The sequence below is a fragment of the Chthonobacter albigriseus genome (genome assembly GCF_013839445.1).
Classification (GTDB): Bacteria; Pseudomonadota; Alphaproteobacteria; order Rhizobiales; family Pleomorphomonadaceae; genus Chthonobacter; species Chthonobacter albigriseus.
On record NZ_JACDIT010000003.1, the window covers coordinates 379017 to 392024 of the forward strand.

Annotated in this window: 15 protein-coding genes; 4 read left to right on the plus strand and 11 right to left on the minus strand. The window is 68.4% G+C overall.

Annotated features, from left to right (window positions below; translation table 11 throughout):
* Positions 1-21 precede the first annotated feature (21 nt).
* The 3 genes from pip to HZ321_RS12040 all read right to left on the minus strand — a co-directional run bounded on the left by pip (position 22) and on the right by HZ321_RS12040 (position 2848).
* Positions 22-972 (minus strand): prolyl aminopeptidase, encoded by a 951-nt coding sequence (pip, locus tag HZ321_RS12030; protein WP_206682774.1) that lies wholly within the window; start codon positions 970-972, stop codon positions 22-24.
* A 134-nt stretch (positions 973-1106) separates the two neighbouring features.
* The gene (locus HZ321_RS12035) at positions 1107-2369 is read right to left on the minus strand and encodes an RNA polymerase sigma factor (protein WP_181702581.1); all 1263 of its coding nucleotides are present in this window, start codon (positions 2367-2369) and stop codon (positions 1107-1109) included.
* A gap of 56 nt (positions 2370-2425) precedes the next feature.
* Complete coding sequence (locus tag HZ321_RS12040; protein WP_181702582.1) at positions 2426-2848, minus strand: YciI family protein; 423 nt, start codon at positions 2846-2848, stop codon at positions 2426-2428.
* Between the two features lie 195 nt (positions 2849-3043).
* On the opposite strand from HZ321_RS12040, the gene HZ321_RS12045 reads away from it, so the two are divergent.
* Positions 3044-3436, plus strand: coding sequence for a GFA family protein (locus HZ321_RS12045; protein WP_181702583.1), 393 nt, complete (start codon positions 3044-3046; stop codon positions 3434-3436).
* A gap of 73 nt (positions 3437-3509) precedes the next feature.
* Here the strand turns inward: HZ321_RS12045 and HZ321_RS12050 are convergent, their stop codons facing one another.
* The 3 genes from HZ321_RS12050 to HZ321_RS12060 all read right to left on the minus strand — a co-directional run bounded on the left by HZ321_RS12050 (position 3510) and on the right by HZ321_RS12060 (position 6073).
* Positions 3510-3998, minus strand: coding sequence for a GFA family protein (locus tag HZ321_RS12050; RefSeq protein ID WP_181702584.1), 489 nt, complete (start codon positions 3996-3998; stop codon positions 3510-3512).
* On the minus strand, positions 3995-5359 hold the full coding sequence (gene cysS / locus HZ321_RS12055; RefSeq protein WP_181702585.1) for a cysteine--tRNA ligase: 1365 nt from the start codon (positions 5357-5359) through the stop codon (positions 3995-3997). Before cysS ends, HZ321_RS12050 begins: the two co-directional genes overlap by 4 nt.
* A gap of 237 nt (positions 5360-5596) precedes the next feature.
* A complete protein-coding gene (locus tag HZ321_RS12060) occupies positions 5597-6073 on the minus strand; it encodes an NUDIX domain-containing protein (RefSeq protein ID WP_181702586.1) in 477 nt (158 codons plus the stop codon).
* 328 nt (positions 6074-6401) lie between these two features.
* Here HZ321_RS12060 and HZ321_RS21840 point away from each other — a divergent pair, with 328 nt between their 5' ends.
* Together HZ321_RS21840 and HZ321_RS12065 are read left to right on the plus strand one after the other, a co-directional pair.
* Complete coding sequence (locus HZ321_RS21840) at positions 6402-6524, plus strand: hypothetical protein (protein ID WP_280514482.1); 123 nt, start codon at positions 6402-6404, stop codon at positions 6522-6524.
* 70 nt (positions 6525-6594) lie between these two features.
* Positions 6595-7494: a metallophosphoesterase family protein gene (locus HZ321_RS12065; RefSeq protein WP_181702587.1), complete on the plus strand. Its 900-nt coding sequence runs from the start codon at positions 6595-6597 to the stop codon at positions 7492-7494.
* A gap of 14 nt (positions 7495-7508) precedes the next feature.
* On the opposite strand, the gene HZ321_RS12070 is transcribed toward HZ321_RS12065, so the two are convergent.
* Positions 7509-8231: a hypothetical protein gene (locus HZ321_RS12070; protein WP_181702588.1), complete on the minus strand. Its 723-nt coding sequence runs from the start codon at positions 8229-8231 to the stop codon at positions 7509-7511.
* Between the two features lie 138 nt (positions 8232-8369).
* Between HZ321_RS12070 and HZ321_RS12075 the strand changes: the two genes are divergently transcribed.
* Positions 8370-8846, plus strand: coding sequence for a YbaK/EbsC family protein (locus tag HZ321_RS12075; protein ID WP_181702589.1), 477 nt, complete (start codon positions 8370-8372; stop codon positions 8844-8846).
* 34 nt (positions 8847-8880) lie between these two features.
* Here the strand turns inward: HZ321_RS12075 and HZ321_RS12080 are convergent, their stop codons facing one another.
* The 4 genes from HZ321_RS12080 to HZ321_RS12095 form a co-directional block, all read right to left on the minus strand.
* On the minus strand, positions 8881-9642 hold the full coding sequence (locus tag HZ321_RS12080; protein WP_181702590.1) for a FadR/GntR family transcriptional regulator: 762 nt from the start codon (positions 9640-9642) through the stop codon (positions 8881-8883).
* A 390-nt stretch (positions 9643-10032) separates the two neighbouring features.
* Complete coding sequence (locus HZ321_RS12085) at positions 10033-11052, minus strand: Gfo/Idh/MocA family protein (RefSeq protein ID WP_181702591.1); 1020 nt, start codon at positions 11050-11052, stop codon at positions 10033-10035.
* A 96-nt stretch (positions 11053-11148) separates the two neighbouring features.
* On the minus strand, positions 11149-11940 hold the full coding sequence (locus HZ321_RS12090) for a glycosyltransferase (protein WP_181702592.1): 792 nt from the start codon (positions 11938-11940) through the stop codon (positions 11149-11151).
* Between the two features lie 94 nt (positions 11941-12034).
* Entirely contained in the window at positions 12035-12931 is an 897-nt protein-coding gene (locus tag HZ321_RS12095) for an ROK family protein (RefSeq protein ID WP_181702593.1), read from the minus strand.
* Positions 12932-13008: the final 77 nt, after the last annotated feature.

Genomic DNA, 13008 nt, shown 5'->3' on the forward strand with positions numbered 1-13008 from the left:
GCTCGGGTCTGGGTTGGGCGCTTACTGGGCGAAGGCGTCGGTGGCGCGGATCAGCTGGTCCAGAATGCCCGGCTCGCTGAAGGCGTGGCCGGCGTCGTCGACGATGTGGAACGCCGCCTCCGGCCAGGCCTTATGCAGGTCCCAGGCGGTCTTCACCGGGGTGGCGATGTCGTAGCGGCCCTGGACGATGACGCCCGGAATGCCTTTCAGCTTGTGGGCGTCGCGGATCAGTTGCCCCTCTTCCATCCAGCCGGCGTGGACGAAGTAGTGGTTCTCGATGCGCGCGAAGGCGAGCGCGAAGTCGCCGTCGGAAAAGGCGGCGGAGAGCCCGCGGTCGGGCTTCAGCGTGATCGTTTCGCCCTCCCAGATCGACCACGCCTTGGCGGCCTCCACGCGGACCGCGCGGTCGGGCGAGGTGAGCCGGCGGCGGTAGGCGGCGACGAGGTCGCCCCGCTCGTCCTCAGGAATCAGGCTGATGAAGCGGTCCCACTTGTCGGGGAAGAGCAGCGAGGCGCCGACCTGGTAGTACCAGTCGAGCTCCGAACGGCGCAGCGTGAAGATGCCGCGCAGAATAAGCTCCGACACCCGCTCCGGATGAGTCTCCGCGTAGGCGAGCGCCAGCGTCGAGCCCCACGACCCGCCGAACACCAGCCAGGTGTCCACGCCCATCATTGCCCGGAGCTTCTCCATGTCGGCCACGAGGTGCCAGGTGGTGTTGGCTTCCAGCTCCGCATGCGGGCGCGACCGGCCGCAGCCGCGCTGGTCGAACAGGAGGACGTCGTAGCGCTTCGGATCGAACACCCGCCGCTGCGTCGGCGAGCAGCCGCCGCCTGGGCCGCCGTGCAGGAACACCGCCGGCTTGGCGCCGGGCGTGCCGACGCGCTCCCAATAGATCGTGTGTCCGTCACCCACGTCGAGCATGCCGGTGGCATAGGGCTCGATGGGCGGGTAGAAGCCGCGGCGTTCGGTCAAGATGCACGATCCCTTCAGGGGGCGGGCGCCGGTTCCCTGTCGCGGACGGCGCTCGTGAAAGTCGATCGTTCCATAAACGATATCCGCGGCGTCCGCCATCCGTGAACCACCGCCGTTTGCCCGGCCCGCGCGGCTCACCGGCAGCCGGCCGCCCGCTTGAGCAGGAAGGCCCGCTCCGGCCCGTTGCGGGTCAGGCTGGCCGCCCGCTCGAAGTGGATCCGCGCCTCGGCGAAACGCCCGGCGCGGAAGAGGAAGTCGCCCTTGGCCGCCGGCAGCAGCGCATAGCTTCTGAGGGCTGCCGCGTCGGCGATCTCGTCCACCAGCCGCAACCCCGCTTCCGGCCCGAACGCCATACAATGGGCGACCGCACGATTGAGGTCGACGATCGGCGACGGCATCACCCGACGGAGCCGGTCGTAGAGCCCGGCGATCCGCGGCCAGTCGGTATCCTCCGGCCGCGGGGCGCGGGCGTGGCAGGCCGCCAGAGCCGCCTGCAGCGCATAGGGTCCGTCCGCGCCGCCCAAGGCCTCGGCGCGCTCCAGCGCGGCCAGGCCACGCCGGATCAGCAGCCGGTTCCAGCGGGCGCGGTTCTGCTCGTCGAGCGGGATCGACGCACCGTCCGGCCCCGTCCGCGCCGGCAGCCGCGACGCCTGGATCTCCATCAGCGCGATCAGGCCGAACACCTCCGGCTCGTCCGGCGCGACGCCTGCGAGAATGCGCCCGAGCCGCCGCGCCTCGGTGCAGAGCGCCGGCCGGATCAGGGCCTCGCCGGCGGTCGCCGCGTAGCCTTCGTTGAAGATCAGGTAGATGACCTCCAGCACCGAGGCGAGCCGCTGCCGCCGTTCCGGCCCGCTTGGCACCTCGAAGGTCAACCCCGCCGCCCCGAGTGTGCGCTTGGCCCGGACGATCCGCTGCGCGATCGCCGGGGGAGTGGCCAGGAACGCGCGGGCGATCTCCTCGGTCGTCAACCCGCCGATCAGCCGCAACGTCAACGCGACCCGCCCCTCCGTGGCCAGCACGGGATGGCAGGCCGTGAAGATCAGGCTGAGGATCTCGTCGCCCACGTCGTCCATGGCCGCCTCGATGTCGCCGGGCCCCACCGTCGCCTCGCCCTCCGCTTCGAGGGCCTTGAGGATCTCGGCGTGCTTGCGATCCAGCATCCGGCTCCGACGGATCCCGTCGATCGCACGCCGCTTGGCGACCGCCATCAGCCATGCGCCGGGATTGCGCGGCACCCCCGAGCGTGGCCACTCGGAAAGCGCCGCGACAAGCGTGTCCTGCGCCAGCTCCTCGGCGCGGCCGACGTCCCGGACAAGCCGGACAAGGCCCGCGATCAGCCTGGTCCGTTCGATCCGGAAAATCGCCTCGACAGCCCTGTGGGTCTCGCTCGCATCCATGATGAGGTCGGAGCATCTCCCCAGATGGTGCCAGTTTGCGGCAGCAGCCGATCCGCTCAGCGGCCGGCCATCTTGTCCTCGGTACGCTGGAAGATCTCCGCGGCCTCCGGCGACATCACCTCGGCGAAATCGGCCATCTCGTAGAGCGGCCGGATCTCCAGCTCGCTCGGCCCGGGCATCGGGTTCGGGCAGCGCTTGGCCCACTCCACTGCCTCGGCCATGTCGCGGACCTCCCACAACCAGTAGCCGGCGACTAGCTCCCGCGTTTCCGCAAAGGGCCCGTCGATCACCGTCCGGCTCGTCCCGTCGAACGCCACCCGCTTGCCCTTCGACGAGGGGTGCAGCCCGTCGCCGGCCAGCATGACGCCGGCGTTGACGAGCTCCTCGTTGAACTTGCCCATCGCTTCCATGAGTTCGGCCGACGGCATGACGCCCTGTTCGCTGTCCGCCGTCGCCTTCACCAGAACCATCACACGCATCGTCTCGTCTCCTCTCTGGCAGGACGACCATACCGCCATCCCTGCCCTGACGACGAACGGGGAAGCGCAGGATCGACAGCAATGGAACGAGCATGCGAAAAAAACGCTCCACCGGCCGGCACCTTCTCGCCGTCCGGGCGGTTGGATTGGTCGGTCCGGCGCCAGTGTCGCCGAACTTCGAGGAGGAGGTGGACCATGCATCGGCTCACCGGCGGGTGCCTGTGCGGCGGGGTGCGGATCGCGGCGACGGGGTCGCCCTACCGGGTCGGCCTCTGCCACTGCCTGGACTGCCGCAAGCACCACGGCGCGCTGTTCCAGGCCACCGCCATCTTTCCCGCCGACGCAGTGACCATCGAGGGCGAGACGCGCGATTACAAGGGGCGGCACTTCTGTCCCGTCTGCGGCTCGTCGGTCTTCGCCCGCACCGGCGACGAGGTGGAGGTGAGCCTCGGCGCGCTGGACGCACCGGACCAGCTGACGCCGACCTACGAAAGCTGGACCATCCGCCGCGAATCCTGGCTGCCGCCGTTCCCGCTGAGGCACCACTACGAGCGGGACCGCGAATCCGCGGGCCGTTTCGAGGATTAGGACGGAGTAGCGAGCGTCACCGCCTCACGAGCCGTTCCGATCATCGGGACGCGGCAACGTGCAGATGGACGCCCTACCCCGCCCGTTCCTCCGGCGGCCAGGCGTCCGTATCGTGGTCCGGGTGCTGCAGCGAGACGACGGAGGCCATGAAGGCGTCGACGGCCGGGTAGTCGGCGTTGTTGCGGGCGGGCAGCGCGCCGAGGTCGTGCACCCAGGGGATGCGCTCGTGAAACTCCAGTTGGACCTGCGGCTTCAGGTCGGCGGGACGGTCAAAGGCCGCGATGGAGATGGCGACTTCGCCGTCGCCCTCCCAGGTGAGCGGCGTGCCGCAGTCGGCGCAGAAGCCACGTTGGGCGACGTTGGAGGAGTGGAAGATCTTCCGCGCCCCGCGCGTCCAGGACAGCGCCGTCGTGTCGACGCTGGCGAAGGCGCCATAGACCCCGCCGGTGGCCTTCTGACACATGCGGCAGTGGCAGATCGAGATGCGCGTCGGCGCCGCGCAGGAAAACCGCACCGCCCCGCACTGGCAGCCGCCGGACAGGCGGGCATCGCTTGCGTTCATCGCTTCACCTCCCAGGTGGTGATCGGCTCGCCGGTGGCCGGGTCCTTGCCGTCCTTGAGAAGAACGCCCATCGCGGCGAGTTCGTCCCGGATCCGGTCCGACGCAGCGAAGTCCTTGGCCTTGCGGGCGGCGAGGCGGGCGGTGATGAGGGCATCCACGGCGGCCGCGTCCACGTCGGCCGCCGGACGGCGGGACGCCCAGGACTGAGCGCTCTCGCCGAGGAAGCCCAGCAGCTGCAGCGAGGCCGACAGCGCGGCCGGATCCTGGCGCAGGCCATGCAGCTCGGCGATTGCCCGCGGCGTATTGAGATCGTCCTCAAGGGCCTCCAACACGCCCGCCCCGAGCCCCGACGGTTCTGCGTCGGCCGCAATGGCGAAGAAGTCGTCGAGCGTGCGCCAGCTCTCCTCCATCCCTCGCACCGTCCAGTCGATCGGCTGGCGGTAGTGCGTCCTCAGCATGGTGAAGCGGAGCACCTCCCCCGGCCAGTCGTTCAGCAGCTCGCGGATCGTCACGAAGTTGCCGAGGCTCTTCGACATCTTCTCGCCTTCCACCTGCAGGAAGCCGTTGTGCATCCAGACCTTGGCCATGATCGGCGTGTGGAACGCGCTGCAGGATTGCGCGATCTCGTTCTCGTGGTGCGGGAACACGAGGTCGATGCCGCCGCCGTGGATGTCGAAGGTTTCGCCGAGGTGCTTCCAGGCCATGGCCGAGCACTCGATATGCCAGCCCGGACGACCCCGCCCCCACGGGCTCTCCCAGCCCGGCTCGTCGGGCGTGGAGGGCTTCCAGAGCACGAAGTCCATCGCGTCGCGCTTGTAGGGCGCCACGTCGACGCGCGCACCGGCGATCATGTCGTCGAGCGAGCGGCGAGCGAGCTTGCCGTAGTCGGCATCGGCCGGCACGTGGAAGAGCACGTGGCCTTCCGCGGCGTAGGCGAAGCCGCCGGCGATCAGCCGCTCGATGATGGCGATCATCTCCGCGATGTGTTCGGTGGCGCGCGGCGTCACAGTCGGCGCCAAGTTGCCAAGGTCGGCAACGTCCTTCTGGAACTGCGCGTAGGTGCTTTCGGTGAGTTCGCGGATCGCCTCCACCGGCGGCACGCCGGGATAGTCCCGAACCGCCCGCGCGTTGATCTTGTCGTCCACGTCGGTGATGTTGCGGACATAGGTGACGCGATCCGCTCCGTAGAGGTGCCGGAGCAGGCGATAGAGCACGTCGAAGACGATCACCGGGCGGGCGTTGCCGATGTGCGCGTAGTCGTAGACGGTGGGGCCGCAGACGTACATCCGGACGCGGGCCGGATCGAGCGGGGCGAAGTCTTCCTTCGCCTTGGTCAACGTGTTGTAGAGCTTCAGGCCCACGGTCTATCCCCTTGTTCCGCAATCGCGCGACACCCACCAGCAAGCGGCCGGCGGTCCGTGTTCATCCGTGTCTCGGGTGCGGGAGAAGGACGGGGACGGCCGCGGCCAGGCGAACACGTTCAGCCACAGGAAGTGCAGCTGCCGAAGCCGGCCAGGGCGGTGTGCGGTCCCTTCGTCATGGGAAAAGTGTAGTGCGGCAGAGTTGGAAATTCGTCAAGGGGAAGGCCGTCCCTTCCTCTACCAGTAGGGCCCCGGCGCACTTTCTCCGCGAAACTCGGCGATCCTGCGCAGCGTGCCCTCGGCGGTGCCGGACGGCAGGTCCGTCATCGCAAAGAAACGGCTCTCCAGGATCTCACGGTTGGGCTGGAAAGTCCCGAGCCGCCGCCACAGAGGCACATGATAGACCGCGACGTGGTCGCGGTTGGCCATGCCGCGGTTGAAGTAGAGGCCGAGCAGGTGCATCTCGCCCTCCGGCGCGATAGCCGCCTCTTCGGAAAGCTCGCGCGCCACGGCCTCTATCGCGGTCTCGCCGGGATCGACCGCCCCGCCGGGGATGTGCCACCCCGGCACGTAGGAATGCCGCACCAGGAGAATGCCGCCCTCCCCGTCCGTGACGAAGCCGCGCACGCCGAACGTCACCCCCTTGGTGACGCGCAGGACGAGCGATTGCACACGGCGCAGATGCGGTTTGGCGCGCGCAAGGATGGCATTCATGGAAAGGCGCTCGACGGACGGAGAAACGGACGCGGGTGACGAGGATCGCCGATCAACGGGGGATTGAGAAGCCGTGCCCGCACAGCCGGTTCACGACGAAGGCTGGCCGTGTCGTTCGGGTCGCGCCCGGAGGCCCGTTGAGCGCAGACGCGGCTGCTGCCCACCAAGCCGGCCCACCAACTGCTGAATCTTTCATCAACATGCGCATGCGTTAGGCGCATGGCAGGACGGCGCGGGCGCTCATGGCTCAGCTTGTTACACGCGTGTATAAGGACGTTGCGCGATGCCTGTCGTATCGCGTCAGACCAACCGACCAAAGAAGGCAATCATGTTTTCCCTGTTCCGCCGTCTCGGCGCTCGCGGCCCCCGTTTCACCTGGATGCCCGCCGTGGACGTGACGAACCCCCGCATCACCGCGACGCTGCTGGCGCTTTCGCGCGCGTCCCGCTGATCAGGCTTTGGCGGATCGGGTGAAGAAGGGGTTGTCGGCGTGACCGCTTGGGGCTAGGCCTCAAAACCACATGGTCCGCCTCGTCCACCTCTCCGATCCGCATCTCGGCCCGCTGCCGCAAGCCTCCGTCTCCGACCTCGCGTCGAAGCGCATCCTTGGCTACATCAATTGGCACCGCAATCGCGCCATCGCGATGCGGGGCGACTTGCTGTCGCGCCTCGTCGAGGCGGTGCGCGCCGAGGAACCGGACCATGTCGCCGTAACGGGCGACCTCGTCAACATCGCCCTGCCCGCCGAGCTGGAACCCGCCCGCCGCTTCCTTGAGACGATCGGGCCCGGCGCCGACGTCAGCGTGGTGCCCGGCAACCACGACGCCTATGTGCCGGGCGCCGTCGCCAAGGCAACCGAAGCCTGGCGCGCCTACATGCAGGGCGACCACGATCCCGGGGCGCCGAGCTGGCCCTTCGTGCGCCGTCGCGGCGACCTGGCGATCATCGGTGTCTCCACCGCGCGCGCCTCCGCGCCCTTCATGGCGACCGGCCACGTCTCGGTGCGCCAGGCGACGTTGCTCGCCGACAAGCTCCGCGCGCTCCGCCACGAGGGCCTGTTCCGCGTGGTGCTGATCCACCATCCCCCGATCCGCGGCTCGACCGACTGGCACAAGCGCCTGATCGGCGGCAGCCGCGTGCGCGCCGCCGTGCGCGCCGAGGGCGCCGAACTCGTGCTGCACGGACATACGCATCTCGCCACGCGCCTGGAACTGGACGGCCCGCACGGCGCCGTGCCTGTGATCGGCGTGCCGTCCGCCAGCCAGGAGCCGGGCGGCCACCTGCCCGGCGCGGGGTTCAACGTCTTCGAGATCGACCGCACGAACCGCGGTTGGCAGCTGATGATGCGCGCGCGTCAGGCGCTCCATCCGGGCGGCTCGTTCGAAGAAACCGAGGAGATCGTCTGGACGCTCCCAGCCTGAGGCGGTTCGCCCCTTTATGGCGCGGCGTGGAACCAGGCGTATGCGAGGATGGCGAAAGCCCCCGCCGGCATGCCAAGGATGAAGGCCACCAACATCCAGAACAAGGTCGACCCGCGGCTCCGGCCCTGGGGGTGATCATCCTCCGTCGGCGGGAAGTTGGGGACGGTGCCGCCGTAGCCGCGCTGCGAAGCGGCCGCCCCGACCGGCGCGAGCGCCTGGGCCGGCGCCGGCGCCGTGGCAGGCGACGCCGTTGCCGTTTCGGCGGCGGGCTGGCTGCCGCCGCTGCCGGCGATCACCGTCCGCAGCCGGGCCACCAGCAGCTCGCCCTCCTGGATCTGCTCGCGCTCCACCGTCTTTTCCGCGACATACTCCGTCACCGCGTCGGCCATCGCCTCCGGGTCGGGCGTCTCGCGGATCACGACCCGGCCGAGCCGGGTGTCCTTCAGGAAGCGGTAGGTCCGCCGGTCGCGCCCGATCACCACGTGGCTGGTCGGGTCGACCCACAGCCGCGGCTGCATGCCCCCGCCGATCTCGCAGATGAAGAAATCGTCGTCGAGCGGAATGTCCTTGAACACCGGTTCCAGAGCTTCGGCGAGAGCCGCGAGCCGGGCGCGCTCGGCGTCCTGCAGGTCGCTCACCGCGTCCATCCGCTCCGATTCGGCGATCCGCACACGGCGGACGGCGTCGGACAGGCGGCGCACCTTGGGATTCGTCTGATCGTTACGCGACTCGGTCATATCGACGCCCTCGACAATGGGTGCGGCCAGACGCCGGAAAACGGCGCCGATTTCCGGTCGGACGACCAGCGCGGCCAACACCCGCACATGAATTTACGATAGATTAACCGAAACCATGGGGCGAGGGGGAGACGGAAGATGGGTTATCTCGCGGAAAGTGCTCGCCGGGTCCAGGCCGCCGCCTCTGACCTCGGCCTCGCCATCGAGATCCGCACGATGGCGGAGAGCACCCGCACGGCCGAGGATGCCGCCCGCGCCTGCGGCACCACCGTGGACCGGATCGTCAAGTCGCTGGTCTACCGCGGCGCGACCACAGGAAGTCCCTGGCTGCTGCTGGTATCCGGCCGCAACCGCGTCGATGAGCCGGCGATGACCTCCCGGCTCGGCGAAGGCCTGATCCGCCCCGATGCCGGCGAGGTGCGAGCGCTGACCGGCTTTGCGATCGGCGGCATCCCGCCCTTCGGCCACGCCAGCCGCATGGAGGTCTACATGGACGAGGACCTGCTCGCCCACCCGACGGTCTGGGCCGCCGCCGGCACGCCGCATGCGGTGTTCGAGGTGGCGCCGATGCAACTGGCGACCGCGCTCAACGCGCGGACCGGCCCGGTGCGCTGAAACCGGTGGGCCGAGGCCTGAGGGCTGGATGAGGTCAGCGCTTGTCCTGCCGCGCGACCACCTCGGCGAGGTCGTTGCGGGCCGACACCACGGCGGCCGTCACCGCGGCGCGGGCCGCATCCGGCTCCCTGTCGCGGACGGCCTCGAAGATCGGCGTGTGCCGCGCCACCATCTCCATCCGGCTCGTCGGCATCAGCACGCCGGGCACGGATTCGATCCGCTGCGCCTCGATCTTCAGCGTGACCTTGAGGACGGACTCGATCAGCGTCCCGAACGAGCGGAGCAGCGGATTGCAGGCCGCATCGAGCAGAGCCTCGTGGAACTGCAGGATGGCGTCGCTCAGCCCGTCGCCGGAGTGTGCGCGCTGGATCTGCTGGAGGGCCGCATGCAGGGCGCGCAGTTGCTTGTCCGAACGCCGTTCTGCTGCCAGCGCGGCAGCTTGCGGCTCGATCAGCGAGCGCATCTCGAACACGGCTTTCATGAAGCCTTCGTCAACGATGTCGCGGACGTGCCAGCCCAGAACATCCTGGTCCAGCATGTTCCACTGCCCCCGCATCCGCACCCGCGTGCCGATCTTCGGACGCGAGGTGGTCATGCCCTTCGCGGCAAGAATCCGGAACGCCTCGCGCACTGCGGTCCGCGACACGCCGTAGCGTTCCGCCAGCACCATCTCCGTGGGCAGCAGATCACCTTCCCGGTAGTCGCCCCGGGCAATCTGTACGCCGATGTCGAAGGCGATTTGCTCGTGAAGATTGCGCCGCCCGCGTCCAGCTGGCTTTCCGTCGGAAACGTACATTGGGGCGGGTCGGGCTCCTGATTGCCAACGGAAGATGTGCTGTTCGGTCAGCAAACCACAGGGATGGGAAACCATCTGCGGAATCGCTTGTCGCGTACCTTTGTTGACACTGGAAAATATAGGAGCATGGGGAAATTGCAATCGTGTCACCGAGCCAATTTGTGGCATTCGGGATCGATACTCGGTAAGGTTTTGGCCTCACGCTCGCTTGAGCGGCAAATTCAGGAAGTAATCCTACAAACGCCGACGCTCCTGGCGCGCGCAAACGCTGCCAGACGCCGCCGGCAATGCTGCGCGCAATCACATGCAAAAGTTCTTATAGATTGAAAACACTTGCAGTTCGAAGCTTTGTTTTGAGACCGGTCGATCGGAGCAGCCTCACCCGAACGGTCACGCCCGCGACATAACGTCGATCCAACCGCCGCTGCTCTCGGACGCGAAGATCGCATCCAATGTGCGGTTCATGACAAGGGAATCCGCAACCCCGTAGGCAAGCGGTTCCACCCCCCGGACGGCCTTGGCGAAGGCTTCGCCCTGCAGGCCATACTGGTCGGAAGGCGCGAAGCGGATTTCCTCCGCAGAGGCATCGCCGAGCGCTTTTCCGCTGTCGATGCGGATGACGGTCTCCTCCATCTGCGGCGCGTTGAAGGGGATCAGGATCTCGATCCGGCCCTCGGTACCGACGATCGTGACCCGCTGGTGCGGCGAGCACTGCGTTCCGACCGTGAAGGTCAGATGCCGCCCGCCGCCGAAGTCGATCAGGGCCGAGGTCAGCACGTCCGTCCGGAATACCGCGTCACGCTCCACCAGGGAGACCACCCGCACCGGATCGGCGTCGAGCACGAAGCGCGACACCACGATCGGATAGCAGCCGATGTCGAGCGCCGCCCCGCCGCCGGTTTCCGGCTTGTTGCGGATGTTGTCGGGATCGACGTTCTTGTAGGAGAACCAGGACTGCACGCCCACCGGCGTCCCGATCCGTCCGGAACGGACCAGGTCGCGCGCGGCGATCCATTGCGGATGGTAGCGCACCATGAAGGCTTCCGCCCAGATGATGCCGGCCGGAAGCGCGGAAAGCCGCGCCACGTCCGCCCCGTTCATGCCGGCCGGCTTCTCGCAGAGCACGTGCTTGCCGGCCCGCGCCGCCTGCAGCGACAGATCCACGTGGCTGTCGTTGGGCGTCGGGATGTACACCGCCTCGATGGTGGGATCGGCGAACAGCGCCTCGTAGGACCCGTGCGCGACCGGTATGCCGAGCGCATCCGCCGTCGCGCGCGCCTTGGCCGCATCGCGCGAGGCGATCGCGGCGACCTCAACGAAGGGCGTCGTTCTGAAACCCGGGATCACCTTCTCGCGCGCGATCCTGGCGGTGGACACGACGCCGAAGCGAACGGGACGGATGTCGGACATGGGGCGCTCTCCGGAGGTTTCTGGTTGCCGCTAGGGCTAGCGCGAAAATCCGGTGCGGCCAATGGGCAGTTCATGCGCCGCCGAGGCCGGTCCGGATCACCGTCCGGGCAGGTAGAGGCGATCGCCCCAGCCGCGTGGATCCTCGCTTCGCCCGAGCGCGTCCGGCCCCATCCAGCGCCTGGAGAAGAGCTGGAGGTTGCGCTGCTTGTAGTCGCCCCAGCGCCGCGTCAGGTCCGCGTTCTTGGCCTCGTTCACCCGCCCGGCGCTGCCGAGGTAGCCATGCAGCACCGGAATGTCGATGTGGATCTGCGAAAAGCCGAGCCGCTCGTAGCGGAGCGCCATGTCCGCGTCCTCCCAGTAGGCCGGCTCGAAGGCTTCGTCGAAGAGGCCCGCAGTCTCCACCGCCGACGCGCGCATGATCGCGACAGCGCCGGTGATGAAAAGGTAGTCGCCCGCCGCGGCCTGCTCGCGCGTCGCCTGGACGTAGCGCTGGCCGTCCAGCCGATAGGCATAGGGCCCGCCCAGCGCCGCCGTGGGGTTCGCCTCCATCGCCTCGACCATCCGGTCGGCCCAGCCGGCCTCCCCGAACAGGGCATCGCTGTTGACGGTGATGAAGTAGTCGAACGGCCCGGCGGCAAGCGCAGCCCGGTAGTTGTCGTTGTGCCCCGGTCCGTAGCCGATGTTGTCGGCCCGCAGGCGCGCCGAGAAGCCCGCGCGTCCGGGCACGAACTCCTTGAGCAAAGCCACCGTGTCCGGACCCGACCCCTGGTCGAGGATCATCACCGACATGTTCCGGCCGGGCACCGCCCAGGTCAGGTTGAGGAGAAGGTTGCGCGTGTAGTGGAGCGAGTCCCAGGTCAGGATGCTGATGACGGTGCGCGGGCGCATGGTCTCGGACTGCCGATTGAAGCTTCGGCAATCCTTAGGCTGGAGAGCGTTAAGAACCCGATAACCATGTTGGCCCGCACTGCCCTGCGGCCGGTCAGTCCTTCCAGAGCCAAGCCGCGCCGCGCACGCCGGAGCTGTCCCCGAATTTGGCCTTCCGGATCGGCGTCTCCACGCTGTCGGAGAAGACGTAGGGCGTCATCAGCCGAGGCAGGTCGTCGTAGAGCTCGTCGACGTTGGACATGCCGCCGCCGAGCACGAACACGTCCGGGTCGAGGATGTCGATGATGAGCGCCAGCGAGCGCGCCAGCCGGTCGGCATAGCGCCCGTAGCTGGCCTTGGCGTCCGGATCGTCCGCGCGCATCTTGGCCACGATCTCGCGCCCGGAAAGGCGTGTGCCTGTCGCTCGCTCGTAGTCGTCCTGGAACCCGGTGCCGGAACAGTACATCTCCAGGCAGCCGGTCCGCCCGCACCAGCATTTCGGGCCGGGATACTCGCCCTCCTTGGGCCACGGCAGGGAATAGTGGCCGATCTCGCCGCCAAGCCCCTGAAAGCCGTTATGCGGCCGCCCGTCGATGGCGATGCCGGACCCGTGGCCGGTGCCGATGATGATGCCGTGCACCACGTGGCACCCGGCCCCTGCCCCGTCCACCGCCTCCGAGACGGCCAGGCAGTTGGCGTCGTTGGACAGCCGCACCGGCCGGCCGAGCGCCTGCTCCAGGTCGCGGCCGAGCGGCTTGCCGTTCAGCCACCACGAGTTCGCATTGCGGATCAGCCCGGTCTTCGGATTGGGACTGCCGGGGATGCCGAGACCGACATGTCCGGTGAGACCGGTCGCCTGTTCGGCATGGCCCACCAGGTCGACAACGGCGCGGATCGAGCCCTCGTAGTCTTCCCGCGGCGTCGGGATACGGTGCCGGACCAGCTCCTGCCCCTGATCGGACAGACCGATCACCTCCATCTTGGTCCCGCCCCAGTCGATCCCGATCAGCATCCCGTCCTCCGCTCCTCGCGACGCGAAAGGACTAGCGAGGAACGGTCGAAAGAGCAACTGTAACGTTGCAGAAATTC

What these genes read in the sequence shown, in the direction of transcription:
- HZ321_RS12035 (WP_181702581.1), bottom strand. Translation starts at nt 2,369, where the DNA reads ATGGATGCGAGCGAGACCCACAGGGCTGTCGAGGCGATTTTCCGGATC.
- HZ321_RS12040 (WP_181702582.1), bottom strand. Translation starts at nt 2,848, where the DNA reads ATGCGTGTGATGGTTCTGGTGAAGGCGACGGCGGACAGCGAACAGGGC.
- HZ321_RS12045 (WP_181702583.1), top strand. Translation starts at nt 3,044, where the DNA reads ATGCATCGGCTCACCGGCGGGTGCCTGTGCGGCGGGGTGCGGATCGCG.
- HZ321_RS12050 (WP_181702584.1), bottom strand. Translation starts at nt 3,998, where the DNA reads ATGAACGCAAGCGATGCCCGCCTGTCCGGCGGCTGCCAGTGCGGGGCG.
- HZ321_RS12060 (WP_181702586.1), bottom strand. Translation starts at nt 6,073, where the DNA reads ATGAATGCCATCCTTGCGCGCGCCAAACCGCATCTGCGCCGTGTGCAA.
- HZ321_RS21840 (WP_280514482.1), top strand. Translation starts at nt 6,402, where the DNA reads ATGTTTTCCCTGTTCCGCCGTCTCGGCGCTCGCGGCCCCCGTTTCACC.
- HZ321_RS12065 (WP_181702587.1), top strand. Translation starts at nt 6,595, where the DNA reads ATGGTCCGCCTCGTCCACCTCTCCGATCCGCATCTCGGCCCGCTGCCG.
- HZ321_RS12070 (WP_181702588.1), bottom strand. Translation starts at nt 8,231, where the DNA reads ATGACCGAGTCGCGTAACGATCAGACGAATCCCAAGGTGCGCCGCCTG.
- HZ321_RS12075 (WP_181702589.1), top strand. Translation starts at nt 8,370, where the DNA reads ATGGGTTATCTCGCGGAAAGTGCTCGCCGGGTCCAGGCCGCCGCCTCT.
- HZ321_RS12080 (WP_181702590.1), bottom strand. Translation starts at nt 9,642, where the DNA reads ATGTACGTTTCCGACGGAAAGCCAGCTGGACGCGGGCGGCGCAATCTT.
- HZ321_RS12085 (WP_181702591.1), bottom strand. Translation starts at nt 11,052, where the DNA reads ATGTCCGACATCCGTCCCGTTCGCTTCGGCGTCGTGTCCACCGCCAGG.
- HZ321_RS12090 (WP_181702592.1), bottom strand. Translation starts at nt 11,940, where the DNA reads ATGCGCCCGCGCACCGTCATCAGCATCCTGACCTGGGACTCGCTCCAC.
- HZ321_RS12095 (WP_181702593.1), bottom strand. Translation starts at nt 12,931, where the DNA reads ATGCTGATCGGGATCGACTGGGGCGGGACCAAGATGGAGGTGATCGGT.